Source organism: Paraburkholderia edwinii (genome assembly GCF_019428685.1).
Lineage (GTDB): Bacteria > Pseudomonadota > Gammaproteobacteria > Burkholderiales > Burkholderiaceae > Paraburkholderia > Paraburkholderia edwinii.
The window spans coordinates 3,459,845-3,477,710 of the sequence record NZ_CP080095.1 but is presented as its reverse complement, the minus strand read 5'-3'; the positions used below and the strand labels follow the sequence as shown (position 1 = coordinate 3,477,710).

Sequence of the window (17,866 nt, the reverse complement as noted above, 5' to 3'; positions counted from 1 at the left end):
GAAAAAACGGTGCGATACCCTTTCGGACATCGCACCGATACGCGCCTCTCGCAGCAGCGTGAAAACTGTTCTCTAGCTAAATCTGTTGTAGTCGCAACGTTCGATTAGAACGAGTGCTGGATACCTGCGTACACGCCCGACTGGCTGTGGCCAAGGAGCGGGTTGTCGGTTGCCACTGCGGTACCCGAGTTGTTCGCGTTCAGGCCGAAGTTCGCTGCCTTGCTGTTTTGCGTCGTCGCGATCTGGATGTCCAGCAGCGTGCGCTTCGACAGGTTGTACGAACCGCCGATCGTGTACAGCGTTGCGTTGCCGCCGCCGTTGTTGGCGTTCACGTGGTACACGGCTGCGATCAGCGCGGCTGCCGGCGTGGCTTGCCACGTCACACCGCCCCACTCGTGATCGAGCGTCGTCGGCGTGCCTGACGCTGCACCCGTGATACCCGACGTGCGGATCGCCTGATACGCGCCCTGGATCTTGAACTGACCGAGGAACACGTTCACAGCTGCCGTGTATTCACGCGAGAACGCGAACACGCCTTGGCCCACGTTGCCAGCGTTGATCGCGCTGGAACCGCCGCCGAGCGAACCGTTGGCCGGGTTGCGGATTTCGTCATAGATACCGCGAACCTGGAAGATCGACGACGTGTAGGTAACCTGAGCGCCACCTTCACGGCCTTGCGGCGTCGTGCCATTACCGTTCCAGTTCGTCGCGTTCGACAGCGCGTATTGACCGTAGAAGTCAAAGCCGGCGATCTTCGGCGACTGGTACGAAATGTTGTTGCTCGATTGCGGCCAGTTGCGGCCACGCACCAGCGACGCCGACGACCAGTTCGACTGACCGAACGGATCGAAGTCCCACACGCCGTTGGAGATGAAGAGTTCGCGACCGAGGAGCAGGGTACCGAACTGGTTGCTTGCGACACCGACGGTTGCCCAGCGATTGAAGAGACCGCCACCGCCAGGGCCCTGGCCCGTCATCGTGTTGAAGGAGCCTTCCAACTGGAACACCGCCTTGTAGCCGGCGCCGAGGTCTTCAGCACCCTTCAAACCCCACAGGCTGGTACCCCAGTCACCGCTTTCCGCCTTGAAGCGGTGCGAGCTGTTGGTGGCCACGCCGGCGGCGTTCGCGTTGGTCGGCACGCCCCACATGGCTTCGAGACCAGCGTCCAGACGCCCGTACAGCGTCACGCTGCTCTGTGCATGCGCAGCAACGCCGATGGACAGCAGCGATGCGGCGAGCAAAGCTTTCTTCATCTTCTCCTCCATACCCTGTCAAAAAGTAAAACCAGTACTGCGAGTGGTATCCGGACGCCAGCAGCGCCGGACAGGAAACCTTTATGCAGTGAGACACGGCTGAATTGGGGAAGAGATCGGTGTCTCCTGACGCGCAGCCTTGTTCCGGCTGTCTGAACGTCGCTTCCGATCCTCGCCGACCGGTGTCTCCTGGGTGTTATGTCCTGTGCGTTTTTGAAGTGAAACTACTTTTAATCAACTTTGTTTTGCTACTTTCGTTACTAATTTAGCAAAAATACCCGGACGTGGCGAACAAATTCGAAGCGCGCGGTAGAGATGTCTCCAAATTGCAATACGAGTGTGACGGGAGGACACCGAATTGAGCCCAAAAAAGCGCTTAAATCCTTATCGGAAAAGGCAATCACGGTTTCAGACAGGTAAGGTCAAGGATTGCCACTATTGACGTTGAAAATCGTCGGGAGTAAGCGGCTGCAGCGCATGGAGCGTGCATATGTTGGGATGACGAAGCTTTGTGATGCCCTGCTGGCGGGGCTTTCGGGCAATAAAAAAGGCGCGTAAGCGCCTTGTAATACTACATCGACTACATGCCCGACTACATGCAATTCGGATTTATTTGAGGCTTCCCGCGAGAAACTGTTTAAGACGGTCGCTCTTCGTATTCCCAAATACTTCGGAAGGGTGGCCTTCTTCTTCGACGCGTCCTTGATGCAGGAACATCACGTGATTCGACACATTGCGTGCAAAGGCCATTTCATGCGTTACGACGATCATCGTGCGGCCTTCCTCGGCAAGCGTCTGCATGACTTTCAACACTTCGCCGACGAGTTCAGGGTCGAGCGCCGAAGTCGGTTCGTCGAACAGCATCACGTCCGGGTGCATTGTCAGCGCGCGGGCGATCGCGACGCGCTGCTGCTGGCCGCCCGACAGGTGCGACGGGTATTGCTTCTCGACGCGCGGCGCGAGGCCGACTTTCTCGAGATACGTGCGCGCGCGCTCTTCGGCTTCCTTGCGCGACAGGCCGAGCACGTGCAGCGGCGCTTCGATGATGTTTTCGAGCACCGTCATATGGGTCCACAGATTGAAATGCTGGAAGACCATGGAAAGGCGCGTGCGCATGCGCTGCAACTGCTTGTGGTCGGCGACCTTCAGTGCGCCCGCCTTATCCTTCGCGGTGCGGACCTCTTCGCCGTCGACGAAAATGCGGCCCGCGTTCGGCTGTTCGAGAAAGTTGATGCAGCGGAGCATCGTGCTCTTGCCCGAACCGGACGAGCCGATCACGCTGATCACGTCGCCGCGTTTCGCCTTCAGCGACACGCCCTTGAGCACTTCGTTATCGCCGTACTTCTTATGCAGGTTGTCGACGAAAAGCATGGGAGACAGGGTGTTCATTGGAATCCTTGGGGCCGGCTGTACGCCTTTGCTTTGCCTTTGTTTTGCCTTATTTGCCCTGCGGGCGCAGATAGGCGAGCCAGCGGCGCTCGGCGCGGCGGAACATCCACACGAGCGCGAACGAGATGCATAGATAGAGCAGGGCGGCGATACCGAACGCATCGAACGAACGGTATGTCGCCGAATTCACGTCGCGTGCGATCTTCAGGATGTCGGGCACGGTGGCGGTGAAGGCAACGGTGGTCGCGTGCAGCATCAGGATCACTTCGTTGCTGTAGTACGGCAGCGCGCGGCGCAAGGCCGACGGCAGGATCACGCGGCGATAGAGCGTGAACTGCGACATCCCGTAGGCGCGCGCCGCTTCGATTTCGCCGTACGGCGTCGCCTTGATCGCGCCGGCGAAAATTTCGGTGGTGTACGCGCAGGTGTTCAGCGTGAACGCGAGCAGCGTGCAGTGCATGCCGTCGCGGAAGAACGCGTTGGTCAGCTCATGTGAGCGGATCACTTCGAGGCTGTAGAGGCCCGTGTAGCAGAGCAGCAGTTGCACGTACAACGGCGTGCCGCGAAACACATACGTATAGAGCCACACCGCGCTCGAGAGCCACTTTTTCTTCGATACGCGCGCCACCGCGAGCGGTACCGAGAGGCAAAAGCCGAGGCCGATCGACACGACGAGCAGCCACAACGTGATCGCGACACCGGTGAAACGGTAGCCGTCGGTGTACAGATAGTTGCGCCAGTACTCCTGAATCAGCTCGATCATAGTTCCGCCTTTCGCACGCCGGTGGAGTAGCGCTTTTCGAGGTAGATCAGCACGAAGTTCGAGACGGTGGTGATCAGCAGATAGATCGCGCCCGCCAGCAGCGTGAAGAAGAAGAACCGCAGCGTGCCCTTGCCGGCGTCCTGCGAGGCCTTCACGACGTCCGCGAGGCCGATAATCGAGACAAGCGCCGTCGCCTTGACCATGACCTGCCAGTTGTTACCGATGCCGGGCAATGCGAAGCGCATCATCTGCGGGAACATCACACGCGTGAACACCTGCCAGCCGGTCATGCCGTACGCGGCGCCGGCTTCGAGCTGGCCGCGCGGCACCGACAGAAATGCGCCGCGGAAGGTTTCGGTGAAGTACGCGCCGTAGATGAAGCCGAGCACCGCGACGCCGGCGACGAACGGATCGATGTCGATCTGGTCCCAGCCGAGCGCGTCGGTCAGGTTGTTGAGCCAGATCTGGATGCTGTAGAACAGCAGCAGCATCAGCACGAGGTCGGGCACGCCGCGAATCAGCGTCGTGTAGACGGTGCCGATGCCGTGCGAAAGCCGGTTTTTCGATAGTTTCGCGGCCGCGCCGAGCAGCCCGAGCACGAATGCCAGCACGAGCGACAGCACGGCTAGCTTGACGGTCTGGAACGTGCCCGAGAGGATCAGCGGGCCGTAACCTTGCAGAAGCATAGTGTGTCCTTAAGGGCGGTTGATCTGGCGTTGGGTCGGGATTCCGGTCGGACGCCCGTTCAGGCGCCTGCTCATGCGCTTGTTCAGGCGCTCATTCAGGTACTTTCCCGACTGTATTACCAAGCCCTTTGTGTGGCCCATTCGGGCCAGCCCCGAGCGAATGTGCGGTAGCCGACACGCGCCGGCTCTTTTTGCGGGGTTCTTCGGTTATCGGGTCGGCGGCAGATCGGAGTCGAAATAGTGCCGGGCCGGGCGAGCTGACGCGTCTTCCTTGCCGGAGGCCGATACCGCGTGGTCGACCATCGTTTTCAGCGCGGCGCCGTTTTTGTGCGGGCTCACCGCGACGTCTTCGCCGAGCGTGCTGTGTTCGTTTGCCATCGCGAGCGTCGCGAGGGCGGAAAGCGCCACGCACAATGCGAGCTTCTTCATGTTTCTCCTGTCGCCGATCGTCGAGGATTGGCCTGTCCGTGCTTGTTCGTGCTTGTTCGTGATTGCCCGTGCCGACCGCTCCGGCGTTCTTTGCGCGCGAACGGTGGATTCGCGGCGCGAGGGTGCTTCACGCAGGCAGGCGTCGGCGACGCTATTCTAGGCTGTCAAAAATGGCGCGCCTCTGTGGTGTATCCACCGTGTTTGTACGCGTTGCGGGGAACGCGCGCAGAACAGTTCAGCCCTGAGGGTCGCGCAAAAGGGCGGTATTTTACCCGAAGCGGCGCGGCGCGCTAGCCGGTCAAACGCTTAAGGACAAACAGGCGTTTTGCCGGGTGCAATAAGCGTGCATGAGTATGCAATGAGGGCGCAACAAGCGGAGGTGCGCGCAAAGGAGCGGGAAGAACGTGCAAAGACCTTGCGCGGACGATGCCGCCAGCAAAAAAACGCGCCACGGCAAAGCCATGCCGTGGCGCGTTTTCGATGCCGCTGCGGCGGTTGCCGCCGCGGCACAACGACTGCTATTTCGCCGCTGTTTCGCCTTGAGGTTTTAAGGCTTTTAAGGATTTTAAGGCTTTTAACGCCTCAGGACTTCGGCGCCGATGCAGCCGCGTCGCCGTGATGATGCTGCCAGCGCTCGCGCATCTTCTCGTGGCGCTGCTCCATCTTCGCGAAGTGCTGCTTGAGCGCGGTGCTGACAGTGGTCTTCTGCTGGTCGTTCAGGCTGTTGTAGAAGTTGAGCCAGGCGGCCGAGGTCTGCTCGCGCAGTTGCGCGTCCTGCTGCTCGATTTTCTGATGCGCGCTGTGCATGGCATTCAGATCGAGGATCGGCTGCTGCTGCATCGACTTGAACTGATCGCGCATCTGCTTGTGGTTCGCGCGCATCGCTTCACGATTCTGTTTCATCGTGTCGAGCGCGCTTTGCCACAGCTTTTCCTGATCCGCGTTCAGGTTCAGTTGACCATGCAGCTTGTTGATCTCCTGCATGAAGTGGTTGTGCCAGCCGCCCTGGCCGCCGTGACCCATGCCGCCCGTGCCCGCAGGCTGGGCGGCATAGGCCGCGCCGATGCCGATCGAAAGCGACGCAGCCGCGATAGCGAGAAAGCGAGAAGTGTTCTTGGACATTAAAGTGCTCCCATGTACATCCGACGAGCGGCCGTCACGACGTGTCGGGCCCGCATTCGGTAATGCACAGCGTAGAGGCGCCGCGCTCACGCCGTGTTACGCAGACGATTCGCGCTGTTACGCGACATTACTTGCGCCTTTCGCCGTAACTTCCCGTAACCCTTTTCGGGGCCAGTAACAGCGGCCTGGCTCCGGGTGCGCGTTAAACTTCGACCCATGGCTACTCAAATTCTTGTCGTCGATGACGACGTCGAACTGCGCGATCTCCTGCGTGACTATCTGGCGCGCCAGGGCATCGAGGTCTCGGTGCTTCACGACGCCGGCTCGCTCGAACGCCGCCTCGAGCGCGAGCGTCCCGATCTGATCGTGCTCGACCTGATGATGCCGGGCGTCGACGGGCTCACGGCGCTGCGCAAGCTGCGCGCGTCGGGCGACGACATTCCCGTCATCATGCTCACTGCCCGCGCGGACGACGTGGACCGCATCGTCGGTCTCGAACTCGGCGCGGACGACTATCTCGGCAAGCCGTTCAATCCGCGCGAACTGCTCGCGCGCGTGCAGGCGGTGTTAAGGCGGCGGCGCACGATGCCGTCGGCGGCCGCGCCCGAACAGCGCGAGCCGTTTTCGTTCGGCCGCTTCACGCTCGACTTCCAGTCGCGCACGCTCAGCCTCGAAGGCAAGCCGCTCACGCTGTCCGGCAGCGAGTTCGCGCTCCTGAAGATCTTCGTCAATCATCCAATGCGTACGCTCACGCGCGAACGCCTGCTCGAACTGCTGCACGGTCCCGAATACGACGGCACCGACCGCGGCATCGACGTGCAGGTGTGGCGCCTGCGCCGTATCCTCGAGACGGACCCGTCGGTGCCCCGTTTCATCCAGACGGTGCGCGGCCGCGGTTACGTTTTCGTGCCGGACGGCGAGCAACATGCGGCGTCCCATTGATTCGCTGTTCGGCCGGCTCGCGCTACTCGTCGTCGGGGTGCTGCTGATATCGCATTTCGCGTGGTACGCGCTGATCCGGCTCGAGCGCAGCAATCTGCAAACGCGCTATGCCGTCGAAGAAGCCGCGTTCCTCGTCGACGCCGTGCGTCAGCACGTCGCGCGCACGCCGGACCAGCCGCTGCCGTCGCGCGTGCGCCTCGTCGATCCGTCAAGCGCGGATGTGCCGCCGGACAACAAGCAGTTGCCGGTGCCGCTCGACCGCTTCGTCGAGGATGTGCGCGACCGCATGCCCGATTCGACGCAGGTGCGCATCGGCATGCCGGGCAAGCCGCCCACGTTGTGGGTAAAGTCCGCAACCGATCGCAGCTGGATCGTCGTCCCCGTGCAGCCGTTGCGGCCGCCGCGGTCGCTCGACCGGATGGTGCTGTGGCTCACCATCATTTTCTCGGCCGGCGTGATGGCCGCGCTGTTCGCCGCATGGCAATTGCAGCAGCCGCTGCGTTCGCTGGCCCAGGCGGTCGGCCGTTTCGGCCGCGGCCTGCCGGTGCCGCCGGTGCGTGAACGCGGGCCGCGCGAGTTGCGGCAGCTCACGCATGGTTTCAATCAGATGGTGCAGGAAGTCGCGCGCACTGAGAACGATCGCGCGGTCATGCTGGCCGGCGTCGCGCACGATCTGAAGACGCCGCTCGCCCGCTTGCGGCTGCGCGCCGAGATGATGGAAGAGCCGAAGATGCGCGACGGCGTGGTGCGCGACGTCGATTCGATGACGCATATCGTCGATCAGTTTCTCGTGTTCGCACACGATGGCGCCGACCGCAGCGAGCCCGTCGAAGTGGACGCGCAATGCGAGCGCGTCGTGCGCAGCTACCGCGCGGTGTCGCCGGGTGCGAGCACCGTGCAGACCGATCTGGGTGCGGGGCCGGGCTTTAAGCTGCCCGCTGCGACGCTCGATCGCATCCTGTCGAATCTGCTCGATAACGCGCATGCTTATGGCGCGCCGCCGGTGGTCGTCGCGACCTCGCGCGCGGCCAACGGCTATTCGCTATCGATCAGCGACAATGGCAGCGGCATTGCCGCGCAGGACCTCATCAACGCGGCGCGGCCGTTCGTGCGGCTCGATCCGGCGCGCGGCGGCAACGGCCATAGCGGCCTTGGGCTGGCGATCGTCGAGCGGCTCGTGCGGCGCGCGGGCGGCACATGGGAAATCGGCAATCACGACGGACGCGGCTTGCGCGTGATGATGACGTTCCCGCTCGAAGCGGTGTCGCGCGCGACATCGGCGTCGGAAAGCGTCTGGTAGTGCAGGGTGTTGGATTGCCGCAGCGGCTGCAGCGGCCGATGCGCCGGCGGCCGCTAACGCATCGCGTGCTATTCGGTGAAGAGCGTATTGAGTGCGGCGGCGGCTTCGCTATCGACGGTGTTCCACGTCACCGTTTCCGCTTCGAAGATGTAGTGCGTCGTGTATTTGCCGAGGCGCGCGAGAATTTCCTCCTGCAGGGTTTCCGGCGACGCATCGAGCTTCAGATACCACGCGGTCGACGACAGCCGCGTCTGAAATGCGCCGTATTCGGCGAGTAGATGGTCGAACGCGTCAGCATCCTGATCGCGACAGACGATCACCAGATTTCCCTTCATGCGAGCCTCCCGGATAAACGGCGGTAACTATTCGGTATCAACAGGCGAGAGCAACCGGCCCAACATTCGATAGCAAGCGGACCATCGGCAACCGCAACAGCAGTTGTCGGGCCTGGTCGCTATCTTCGGATGTAAGCCTTGGGCCGATGATACCGCGTCGTTCCGGGGCCGACAGCGGTTAGCCCACATTGGCGCGTGGAAGCGCCCGGTGGCGCGTCTATGGCATTGCAATAGAAGGAACGGGTGGTCCGCGGCTTAAAGCGCGGTCGCCGGCGTCCGCGCGGGCGGCGCCGTATCGTCGGGCGGCACCGCTGCGCTGCGATCGCGTCCGCCGGACTTTGCCGCATAGAGCGCGAGGTCGGCGCGGCTCACGATGCGCTCCGGCACATCTTCCTGCGACAGTTCGGTAATGCCGATGCTCACGCTCAATCCCGCGGTGGCCGGCAGCTTCGCGCACGGCGTGGCCTTCAGCCCGATGCGCAGCCTCTCGACCACATCGAGCCCGGCGCCCAACGCGGTGGACGGCAACAGAATGCCGAACTCCTCGCCGCCCAGACGGCCGATCGCATCGCTGCCGCGCAACGCGTTGCGGCAGGTGTCGACGAAATGCTCGAGCGCGCGATCGCCGGTTGCATGACCGAAGCGGTCGTTGATCTGCTTGAAGTGATCGAGATCGGCAATCGCCATGCATAGCGGTTCGCCGGTCGCATGCGCGCGATCGATCTCGTGGCGCAGCAGGTCGAGGAAATAGCGGCGCGACAGCGCGCCCGTCAACGCATCGTGGCGCGCTTCGGCGGACAGCAGTGTGTTGGCCGCCTGCAGCTGTTCGGCGAGATCGCGCGTCGCGCGATGGTGGCGGCGCTCGCGCAGATACGACACGGTGATCACCCACGCGAGTGATACGGTGCCCGCCAGCGTCAGAAACACGAGCATGTGGTCGCGCTTGTGATTGCGCAGCAGCTCGCTCCAACCGCCAAGCGGATCGATCAGATGCGCGGAGAGCCCCGAGTTCAGCCCGCTGCGCGACTGGTAGAGCGTCGGGATCGTCTGGCCCGGCATATCGAAGAGTTGCGCGGCGACATCGTCGGGCACCCACGGCGCGTCGCGCCGCACCTGGCGCGCGACCGGCTGGATCTGCACGGCCGGAAACACTTCGCGATGGTAGGTGCTCATGCGCTCGGCCGCCGTCATCTGCGTGACGCGCGAGTTCGGCATCGCTTCGCCTTCGAGCGTCGAGTTATGCGCCATGATGATCACGCCGTTGTCGTCGGTGACGAAGGTGCCCGCGTGCGCGACCCAGTGGCGCAAGCGCGCGATGCCGACCTTCGCGACGATCGCGCCGACCAGCAGCCCGTCGTCGTAGACCGGCGCCGAGATGAAGATGCCGGGCTCGCCGCTCATGCGCCCGACGCCATACGCCTCGCCGAACGCGCCGAGCAGCGCGTTGGTCAGGTAGCTGCGCGAACGCATGTCGAGTCCGATGAACGATTGCGGACTTTGTGCATTGCTTGCCGCGACGCACAGGCCGTTCGCATTGACGAGCCAGATGATGTCGAGCCCCGAGAAGCCTTGCGCGTCATGCAGGAAATTATTGACTGCGGCAAGTTCTTGCGTGGCAAGCAGTTCGTTGCGATGCGCGGGTTCGGCGTCGATGCCGGGCGCCGTGAAATTGCCCGCATGCGACAAGGCCTGCTGGATCACGCCGAGTTCGGCCATGGTCGCGGGAATCGCGCGGGACATCGCGAGGTCGCTCGCGATCACTTCCGCCATGTTGTAGACGATCGATGACGACATCTGGCGCTGCTGGCGCAACGCGGCGTCGAGCTCCTGCTGGACCATGCGGTCCGCGACGAGGCCGGACAGGAACCAGCAAACGAGCGCGACCAGTACGAAACTGGCCGGTCCGATCGCCTGGCGCAAGGTTGTCCGTTTCATCGACCCTCTGATCCGTCTGAGTTTTTCATCGGCAAGGTCATTCTGCAACGCGCCGGCACCGGGCCGCTTTCCCTCGTCGTATGCCGTGCGGCTCGCCGGATCCGGCCAGATCCGCGGGGCAGTGTGCCACCGGGCCGCTTTCAGATTTTAACCGCCGCGCGGCGGCGTGCCAGTCCGTTATTTATCGGCGCGGGACTTGCACTTCGCCTTGCATGATCCTTATCGGCTTGCAGCCTCAGTTTCTGAATAGGGTGTGCCCGGGGTGGCGGCCCGTTGCTGTGGCTTGCGCGCGACGGTTTCGCGAGCCGCCGCGCGCCGTGCAAGGGCGAGGCGATGCCGGTGGTTGTGCCTGTCATGCTGGTTGTAGTACTGTCGTGCCGTCCAAAATAGGGAAAGCTCGCGAGCCCTCGCCAGTCCGGGGCCGCGCCTGTCGCCAACGACCACCGCGCAGATGCGTTTTGACATGCTTGATTTCAGCTTTCCGGACCGATTCACGCGCCGCCGCGCCGCGCTCGACTGCATGCAGCCGGACATGACCCGAGGCATGACCCAAACCGCAATCCGCGCCGATAGCGGCAAGGGGGCCTGATGGATCTCTTCAGCTTCAACCTCAATCGCACTGCCAACGCTTCGGCATGGCGCGTGCTGCCGAACCGCTGGGACTTCGTCGCGTTCCCGCTGATCATCTGCGCGATCGCGATGGCCGCGATCGGCTTTCACGAGACGCTGGCGCCGATCTCGACGCTGCAGACGCAGGCGATCTCGCTCGACCCGTCGAACCTGCCCGAGTATGCGATGCGCACGACCTTGCGCATGCTCGCGGCGATGGCCGCGTCGCTCACGTTCACGCTCGTGTACGGCACACTCGCCGCGAAGAGCCGGCGCGCGGGGCAGGTGCTGGTGCCGATTCTCGACATCCTGCAGTCGGTGCCGGTGCTCGGCTACATCTCGTTTACGGTGACCTTCTTTCTCGCGCTCGTGCCATCGCGCGTGCTCGGCGCCGAGCTCGCGGCGATCTTCGCGATCTTCACGAGCCAGGCGTGGAACATGACGTTCAGCTTCTACCAGTCGCTGCGCACGGTGCCGCGCGATCTGGATGAAGTGTCGCGCGGCTTTCATCTCACGTCGTGGCAGCGCTTCTGGAAGCTCGAGGTGCCGTTTTCGATGCCGGGCCTCATCTGGAACATGATGATGTCGATGTCGGGCGGCTGGTTCTTTGTCGTCGCGTCGGAAGCGATTACGGTCGGCAACCATACGATCACCTTGCCGGGCATCGGCGCGTATCTCGCTCAGGCGATTTCCGAGCAGAACCTGCATGCGATCGGCTGGGTGATCCTGACGATGACCATCGTCATCCTGCTCTACGACCAGCTGCTGTTCCGGCCGCTCGTCGCGTGGGCCGACAAGTTCCGCATGGAAAACACCAGTTCGGGCGACGCGCCCGAGTCGTGGCTGCTCGACCTGATTCGCCGCACGCGCCTGATCCATCAACTGCTCGTGCCGCTCGGCTGGTGTTTCGCGCGCGCGGCGCGCATTCGGATCCGGTTGTCGACGGTCGGACCGGTGCGTTTTCCGGCCGTGCAAAGCGGCGCGACGCGACGAGTCGGCGACCTCGTCTGGTCGGTGCTCGTGCTGCTCGTCACGGTGTACGTGCTGTATCGCGTGATCGGCTATGTGCGCACCGGTGTGACGCTCGACGAAATCGGTCATGTGCTGATGCTCGGGCTGATCACGCTGCTGCGCGTGATCGTGCTGATCGCGATCGCGTCGGTGATCTGGGTGCCGCTTGGCGTGCTGATCGGGCTGCGTCCGGCGCTCGCTGAAAAGATCCAGCCGCTCGCGCAATTCCTCGCCGCGTTCCCGGCGAACCTGCTGTTTCCGGTGTTCGTGATCGCGATCGTGCGCTGGCATCTGAACCCCGATATCTGGCTGTCGCCGCTGATCGTGCTCGGCACGCAGTGGTATATCCTGTTCAACGTGATTGCGGGCGCGAGCGCGTATCCGAACGACTACCGCGAAGCGGCGAAGAACTTCCGCATTCGCGGCTGGCAGTGGTGGCGCCAGGCGATGCTGCCGGGTGTGTTCCCGTACTACATCACCGGCGCGATCACCGCGTCGGGCGGCGCGTGGAACGCCAGCATCGTCGCCGAGTTCGTGCAGTGGGGCCACACGCGCGTCGCGGCGCACGGCCTTGGCGCCTACATTGCGCAGAACACCGAAGCTGGCGACTATCCGAAGATCATCCTGGGCATCGCGGTGATGTCCCTGTTCGTGACCCTGTTCAATCGGCTGTTGTGGCGTCCGCTGTATGCGCACGCCGAATCGCGACTGCGGCTCGATTGATTGCAACTGAAGGCAAAACACGATGCAAAACCCTAAAGCCGCCGCCACGCCGATCCAGACTCCGCCGATGCCGCCGCGGCTCGGCGACGAGATTCTGCGCGTCAAGGACGTCTGCCGCGGTTTCAACAAGACGCAGGGCGAATTGCTCGTGCTCGACGACGCGAACCTGTCGCTGCGCGAAGGCGAGATCGTTGGCCTGCTCGGCCGCTCGGGCTCGGGCAAGTCGACGCTGCTGCGCATCATCGCGGGGCTCATCGAGCCAACCGACGGCGAAGTGACGTATATGGGCAAGCCGCTCGAAGGGCCGGCCGAAGGCGTCGCGATGGTGTTTCAGACCTTCGCGCTGTTCCCGTGGCTGACGGTGCTGCAGAACGTGGAAGCAGGGCTCGAAGCGCAGGGCGTCCCGGCACGCGAGCGGCGCGAACGCGCACTGGCGGCGATCGACCTGATCGGTCTCGACGGCTTCGAGAACGCGTATCCGCGCGAGCTGTCGGGCGGCATGCGTCAGCGCGTGGGTTTCGCGCGTGCACTCGTGGTCGACCCGACGCTGCTGCTGATGGACGAGCCGTTCTCCGCGCTCGACGTGCTGACCGCCGAGACGCTGCGTACCGATCTTCTGGATTTGTGGACGCAGGGCCGCATGCCGATCAAGTCGGTGTTGATCGTCACGCACAACATCGAGGAGGCGGTGTTCATGTGCGACCGCATTCTGGTGCTGTCGTCGAACCCGGGGCGCGTGATTGCCGAGATCAAGGTGCCGTTCAAGCATCCGCGTAACCGTCTCGACCCGGCGTTCCGCAAGCTGGTGGACGAGATCTACGCGAAGATGACCGCGCGCCAGACCGGCGAGACCACGCGCAAGGGGCTTGAGCTGCACAGCTGGCTGCCGCATGTGTCGACGAACCTGATGGCGGGTTTGATCGAAACGCTCGCTGCCGCGCCGTACCACGGCCGCGCGGACATGCCGGAAATCGCGCGCTCGCTGCATCTCGAGGTGGACGATCTGTTCCCGATCGCCGAAGTGCTGCAGAACCTGGGCTTTGCCGATGTGCGCGAAGGCGACATTTTCCTGACACCGCCGGCGCGCGTGTTCGCCGAGTTCGGCACGCAGGAGCGCAAGCTGATGTTCGCCGATCACCTGCTCAAGCATGTGCCGCTCGCGGCGCGGATCAAGAAGGTGCTCAACGAACGGCCGGGACATCGCGCGCCGCGCGTGCGCTTCGAGCAGGAACTCGAAGACTTCCTCTCTGATAGCGCCGCTGAAGAAACGCTCGACGCGGTGATCAACTGGGGGCGCTACGGCGAGATTTTTTCGTATAACGATCAATCGGAAATTTTCAGTCTCGAAGACGTCGAGTCCTGATCGGCGCGGCTGACTTAAGCGAAAAAACAAACGGCTGCGCAAAAACAAACGGCTGCGCAAAAACAAACGGCTGCTCAGTTCACGAGCAGCCGTTTGTTTTGGTACCGGGTGCGGCTACGCGATTGCAGTAGCCCTACGCGCCGACACCCGGACACACGCGGGCGACATACGCGCCGACACGCACCGCCATCGCTACTGCAAATTCCCCCACCGATCCACTGCGGGCTCCGCCGACGCCCATTTCCACCAGCGCTTGTCCTGCTGCATCTGGCACGCCGCGGCGGTGTACCAGTGCTCGGGCGACGTCGCTTCGTCGCCGTCGGCGACCGAGAATGCAAACTCCTTGCAATCCGCGAGCGCCGACGAGAAGGCGCGTGTCACGCGAATCTGACCGTGGCCGTTCTCGATCGGCAGCGTGTGCTTGACGTTCCACGGCCGTGTGTCGCCGACCTTCATCGTGCCGACGAGCGCTGCGATCACGTTCTGCTGATCGCCATGCATTACGCGGTAATAGCGATTGATGGACTCGGTGGTGACAGCCTGCACCGCGATGCCGACGCCGATGCCGATCGCCGGGTTCGCAGTGACGATGCCGGTTGCGGTGCCCGCTGCCGCGCCGCCCGCCGCGCCGAGTGACGCGGAGCTGCAGCCGCTTATCAGCGTGCCGGCGCTTGCGCAGAGTGCGATCACAAGCGCGGCGCGTAGCATGGGCCGCCACGCGAGCGGCGTCATCGTCATCCTCATTGCCGTGCGCTGGGTGGCGGACGAAGCAACGAGGTGGCCGTGCTGCGCACCATCGCGTGCCGCGTCTCCCGCTGCCGGGGTTACCGCCGTACCTGTCATACATCTCGCCATGCGCGCTTCAAGCGTCGCACCGATGCCTTTCAGCATGCCTTCGACGGCGCTCATTGCAGTGCGCCCCAACGCTCGGTAGCGGGTTCAGCCGACGCCCACCGCCACGCCGCGCCGTCACGGCAGATCGAGGCGACGTAGAACGCGCTCGACGCGGGCTTATCCTGCGTCGCCACCTTGTCGACCGAAAAAACGATTTCCTTGCAATCGAGCGGACCGCTGCTGATCACGCGGCTCACGGTCACCCGCCCGTGTTCGTCTTCTTCGAGCGGCACCGAATGCGTAACGCTCCACGGCGCGACGCCGCCGACATCGAGCGGCCCGGCCACCTGAGCGATGCCATCCTGTGTATTGCGATGAATCACGCGCTCCGAATATTGCACGCCCGCGCGCGCCGCGGCGACGGCGCCAAGGCCGATGCCGGTGGCGACGGCCGCATTGTTGGTGATGGACCCGGCGACTGCTGCGCCGGCGATACCGGCGCCGGCGGTTGCGCTTTCGGAGTAGAGGGACGAGCAGCCGCTCAGTGTCGTGGCGAAGGCGGCGATAACGAGCGCGGCCAGCAGCGCGCCCGGGCGCGGCACCGGTAAGGTGCCGAACATGGTGGTTTGCATTGCTTCTTTTTGCTCCTGCTTCCCCGTCACGCCGCGTGGAAGGGGGGCGCGGCCGCTACGGGTCAGACCTCATGACTTGTTTGCAAAAGGATTGTGCAGGATGCCTTTTGTAATTGGCATAGAAAAAATGCAAGTAATTGCAAAAGCTGATGCGCGCGTGGGGCGTTTCTGTTTGACGCGGTGACGTGCGCGCTCTGTTTAGCCCGCTTGCCGCGCGCGTTCGACGGCTAGTTTTCTTCCGGGCTTCCGTCTTCTTCGTCGCCGTACATGCTTAAGCGGTTGTACAGCGTCTTCAGACTGACGCCGAGCGCCTTCGCCGCGCGCCGCTTGTCGCCGCCGCAGTACTTGAGCGTGCCGAGAATGATCTGCTTTTGAGCGTCGGCGAGCGGCGTGCCGATCCACACGCTCATCGAGTCGCCGAGCGTGACGGGCTTCTTCACGCGCGACATCAGATGCGGATGCGGCAGCTCGACCGACTTCTCCGCGAGAATGAATGCGCGGTACACGGCGTTTTTCAGCTCGCGCACATTGCCGGGCCACGACCAGGTGCGCAGCGTCTCCATCGAGCGCTTGCTGAATACCTTGTTCGTGCCTTCCTGCTGATTCAACGCGGCGAGAAAGTGTTGCGCGAGCAGTTCGCGGTCGCCTTCGCGTTCGCGCAACGGCGGTGCGCGCAGCGGAAAAACCGCGAGCCGGTACATCAGGTCTTCGCGCAGTCCGTTTTCCTTGACGGCGACAGCCGGGTCGCGGTTGGTTGCGGCGATCACCCGCACGTCGCCGCGAATCAGCTCCGAGCCGCCGACGCGAAAGAACGTGCCGGTTTCAAGCGCGCGTAGCAGCTTCACCTGACGCACGGGCGACATCTCGGTCACTTCGTCGAGAAACAGCGTGCCGCCGTTCGCATGTTCGAAGTAGCCGATGCGGCCTTGCACCGCGCCCGTGAAACTGCCTTTCTCGTGGCCGAACAGTTCCGCTTCGATCAGCTCGTCCGGAATCGCACCGCAATTGACGGCGACAAATGCGCCGCTCTTGCGCGCGCTGTGTTCGTGAATCATGCGGGCGATCAGCTCCTTGCCGGTGCCCGATTCGCCGATGATCAGCGCGGTCGCGTCGGTCGCGGCCACGCGTTCGATCTGCTCGTAGAGATCGAGCATGACGGGGGACGAGCCGTACAGCGTGCCGTACGACTTCAGTCCCGCGACGATTTCCACGCCGCGTTGCTTCGCCTGTGACGTTGCGCTACCGCCGGCCGTGTCGGCGGCGGGCGAGTCCAGATCGGTTGACGCCATAACCAGGGTGTCCTGTGCAAATGTTCGAGGATGTGATGGCGCGGGCCGTGAGAGAGCAGGTTGATCCAGACGCGTCGCCGTGAACTGCGCGTGCGCCCTACGCGTGACATGCGCTGGGTGCACGTGGCGCGCTTTGTGCGCCGGATCTGATCCGCTATCTCGCAAAAGCCAATTTAACCACTGGCATGCCGTACCCGGCAAGGCGCTTGCATTCGTCGCGCATGCCTGCGGTAGGCGGAAAAAAGTTCGCGGCGCACGTTTGCAAACACGGCAGTCGGCAACATTGACGCGATGTTCGCCAGGAACTTCGCCATGCGGGCGCCAATCGACACGATTGTCGGGTATGCCCGTTGCAAGCGTGCCCTTTATCGACACAAGAATCTATCGACACAAGAATCTATCGACACAAGAATCGACGCAAGGATCGGCAAAACATGAGAGACAGGAGAAACGCGATGACAGCCACCACCGAACAGGTCGCGCTCGGCAAGCAGAAGATCGTCGAGGACCTGAACGTGTTGTTGACGGATTCGGAGGAGATGCTGCGCCTCGTGGCCCAATTGCCTGGCGAAGGCGTGGACGCATTGCGCGAACGTTTGCGTGCGCATGTCGATACGTTGCGAGCGGCCCTCGCCGATGCGCAGATCGCTGCGCAGCGCGGCTATCGCAGCGCGACGCTGCAGACGGAGCGATATGTGCGGCAGAACCCGTGGCAGGCGCTTGGCATCGCCGCGGGGGCCGGCTTCGTGCTCGGTTTGCTGGTGGCGCGCTGACGCGGCACCGGTTTGGTTGATGGTCCATTCATTGCCCACGGTACTCACAAGCAAAGGAGGTCAACATGGCTCGACCCAGAATCGGCATCTTCGGTGCGCTGTTCGCCATCGGCGGCATGCTCGCGTGGCGCTGGGCGCAGAACCGCCGCGCTATGCAAGCGGCGACCGTGCGCGATCTGACGCGCTGGGAAGGCGAGGGCGGCTCGGTCCCGGCCGATCGGGACGCGCTGCAGCCGGCGACGCTGCCTGGCGGCACGCATCCGCGTGTCGGCAACGGCGCCGATCACAGCGCGTCCGGCGGCGCGTGGCGGTTCCCGCGTAGCTGACTGGCTCTGCTGGTTAGCGAGGTTCGTCGTGGCAGGGTCACCGGCTTGGCTGCCGGCGGGCGACCGCCATGTGCCGGCAAGCGCTGTGTGCCGTTACGGGCGCCGCTTTGCGCGCTTTCTCCACCGGCGCTTGCCGTGCAGCCGGTAAAACC

18 protein-coding genes are annotated in these 17,866 nt (G+C 63.5%); 7 read left to right on the top strand and 11 right to left on the bottom strand.

All coding sequences use genetic code 11. The features are described from left to right. Window positions 1-104: 104 nt before the first annotated feature. The 6 genes from KZJ38_RS15340 to KZJ38_RS15315 all read right to left on the bottom strand — a co-directional run bounded on the left by KZJ38_RS15340 (window position 105) and on the right by KZJ38_RS15315 (window position 5,642). Window positions 105-1,253 carry a porin gene (locus tag KZJ38_RS15340; protein WP_219796897.1) on the bottom strand — a complete coding sequence of 383 codons (1,149 nt, stop codon included), beginning with the start codon at window positions 1,251-1,253 and terminating at the stop codon, window positions 105-107. A 609-nt stretch (window positions 1,254-1,862) separates the two neighbouring features. Then, window positions 1,863-2,642: an ABC transporter ATP-binding protein gene (locus tag KZJ38_RS15335; RefSeq protein ID WP_281425778.1), complete on the bottom strand. Its 780-nt coding sequence runs from the start codon at window positions 2,640-2,642 to the stop codon at window positions 1,863-1,865. 49 nt (window positions 2,643-2,691) lie between these two features. After that, window positions 2,692-3,405, bottom strand: coding sequence for an ABC transporter permease (locus KZJ38_RS15330; protein ID WP_219796895.1), 714 nt, complete (start codon window positions 3,403-3,405; stop codon window positions 2,692-2,694). Next, the gene (locus tag KZJ38_RS15325; protein ID WP_219796893.1) at window positions 3,402-4,091 is read right to left on the bottom strand and encodes an ABC transporter permease; all 690 of its coding nucleotides are present in this window, start codon (window positions 4,089-4,091) and stop codon (window positions 3,402-3,404) included. Before KZJ38_RS15325 ends, KZJ38_RS15330 begins: the two co-directional genes overlap by 4 nt. A 207-nt stretch (window positions 4,092-4,298) precedes the next feature. Then, the gene (locus KZJ38_RS15320; protein WP_219796892.1) at window positions 4,299-4,520 is read right to left on the bottom strand and encodes a hypothetical protein; all 222 of its coding nucleotides are present in this window, start codon (window positions 4,518-4,520) and stop codon (window positions 4,299-4,301) included. Between the two features lie 582 nt (window positions 4,521-5,102). Further along, window positions 5,103-5,642 (bottom strand): Spy/CpxP family protein refolding chaperone, encoded by a 540-nt coding sequence (locus tag KZJ38_RS15315; protein ID WP_219796890.1) that lies wholly within the window; start codon window positions 5,640-5,642, stop codon window positions 5,103-5,105. A gap of 216 nt (window positions 5,643-5,858) precedes the next feature. Here KZJ38_RS15315 and KZJ38_RS15310 point away from each other — a divergent pair, with 216 nt between their 5' ends. Beyond that, complete coding sequence (locus KZJ38_RS15310; protein ID WP_075156578.1) at window positions 5,859-6,584, top strand: response regulator; 726 nt, start codon at window positions 5,859-5,861, stop codon at window positions 6,582-6,584. After that, window positions 6,568-7,884, top strand: a complete 1,317-nt coding sequence (locus tag KZJ38_RS15305; RefSeq protein ID WP_219796888.1) for an ATP-binding protein — start codon at window positions 6,568-6,570, stop codon at window positions 7,882-7,884. The genes KZJ38_RS15310 and KZJ38_RS15305 overlap by 17 nt, the downstream gene beginning before the upstream one ends. A gap of 68 nt (window positions 7,885-7,952) precedes the next feature. Here the strand turns inward: KZJ38_RS15305 and KZJ38_RS15300 are convergent, their stop codons facing one another. Together KZJ38_RS15300 and KZJ38_RS15295 are read right to left on the bottom strand one after the other, a co-directional pair. After that, entirely contained in the window at window positions 7,953-8,219 is a 267-nt protein-coding gene (locus KZJ38_RS15300; RefSeq protein ID WP_219796886.1) for a double-stranded DNA-specific endonuclease, read from the bottom strand. Window positions 8,220-8,474: 255 nt separating this feature from the next. Beyond that, window positions 8,475-10,154, bottom strand: coding sequence for a sensor domain-containing diguanylate cyclase (locus KZJ38_RS15295; RefSeq protein WP_219796885.1), 1,680 nt, complete (start codon window positions 10,152-10,154; stop codon window positions 8,475-8,477). Between the two features lie 451 nt (window positions 10,155-10,605). Here KZJ38_RS15295 and KZJ38_RS15290 point away from each other — a divergent pair, with 451 nt between their 5' ends. Genes KZJ38_RS15290 through KZJ38_RS15280 form a run of 3 tightly spaced genes read left to right on the top strand, consistent with a single transcriptional unit; the run spans window position 10,606 to window position 13,860 of the window. Next, window positions 10,606-10,743, top strand: a complete 138-nt coding sequence (locus KZJ38_RS15290) for a hypothetical protein (protein ID WP_219796883.1) — start codon at window positions 10,606-10,608, stop codon at window positions 10,741-10,743. Continuing rightward, window positions 10,743-12,497 (top strand): ABC transporter permease, encoded by a 1,755-nt coding sequence (locus KZJ38_RS15285; protein WP_219796881.1) that lies wholly within the window; start codon window positions 10,743-10,745, stop codon window positions 12,495-12,497. Before KZJ38_RS15290 ends, KZJ38_RS15285 begins: the two co-directional genes overlap by 1 nt. A 22-nt stretch (window positions 12,498-12,519) precedes the next feature. After that, window positions 12,520-13,860, top strand: coding sequence for an ABC transporter ATP-binding protein (locus tag KZJ38_RS15280; protein WP_219796880.1), 1,341 nt, complete (start codon window positions 12,520-12,522; stop codon window positions 13,858-13,860). Between the two features lie 192 nt (window positions 13,861-14,052). On the opposite strand, the gene KZJ38_RS15275 is transcribed toward KZJ38_RS15280, so the two are convergent. The 3 genes from KZJ38_RS15275 to KZJ38_RS15265 all read right to left on the bottom strand — a co-directional run bounded on the left by KZJ38_RS15275 (window position 14,053) and on the right by KZJ38_RS15265 (window position 16,615). Then, window positions 14,053-14,598, bottom strand: coding sequence for a hypothetical protein (locus KZJ38_RS15275; RefSeq protein WP_219800359.1), 546 nt, complete (start codon window positions 14,596-14,598; stop codon window positions 14,053-14,055). A gap of 167 nt (window positions 14,599-14,765) precedes the next feature. Then, window positions 14,766-15,326, bottom strand: a complete 561-nt coding sequence (locus KZJ38_RS15270; protein ID WP_219796878.1) for a hypothetical protein — start codon at window positions 15,324-15,326, stop codon at window positions 14,766-14,768. Between the two features lie 227 nt (window positions 15,327-15,553). Continuing rightward, complete coding sequence (locus tag KZJ38_RS15265) at window positions 15,554-16,615, bottom strand: sigma-54 interaction domain-containing protein (RefSeq protein ID WP_219796877.1); 1,062 nt, start codon at window positions 16,613-16,615, stop codon at window positions 15,554-15,556. 455 nt (window positions 16,616-17,070) lie between these two features. Between KZJ38_RS15265 and KZJ38_RS15260 the strand changes: the two genes are divergently transcribed. Together KZJ38_RS15260 and KZJ38_RS15255 are read left to right on the top strand one after the other, a co-directional pair. After that, entirely contained in the window at window positions 17,071-17,388 is a 318-nt protein-coding gene (locus KZJ38_RS15260; protein ID WP_219796875.1) for an ElaB/YgaM/YqjD family protein, read from the top strand. 65 nt (window positions 17,389-17,453) lie between these two features. After that, a complete protein-coding gene (locus KZJ38_RS15255) occupies window positions 17,454-17,714 on the top strand; it encodes a hypothetical protein (protein WP_219796873.1) in 261 nt (86 codons plus the stop codon). The last annotated feature ends 152 nt before the right edge of the window (window positions 17,715-17,866 follow it).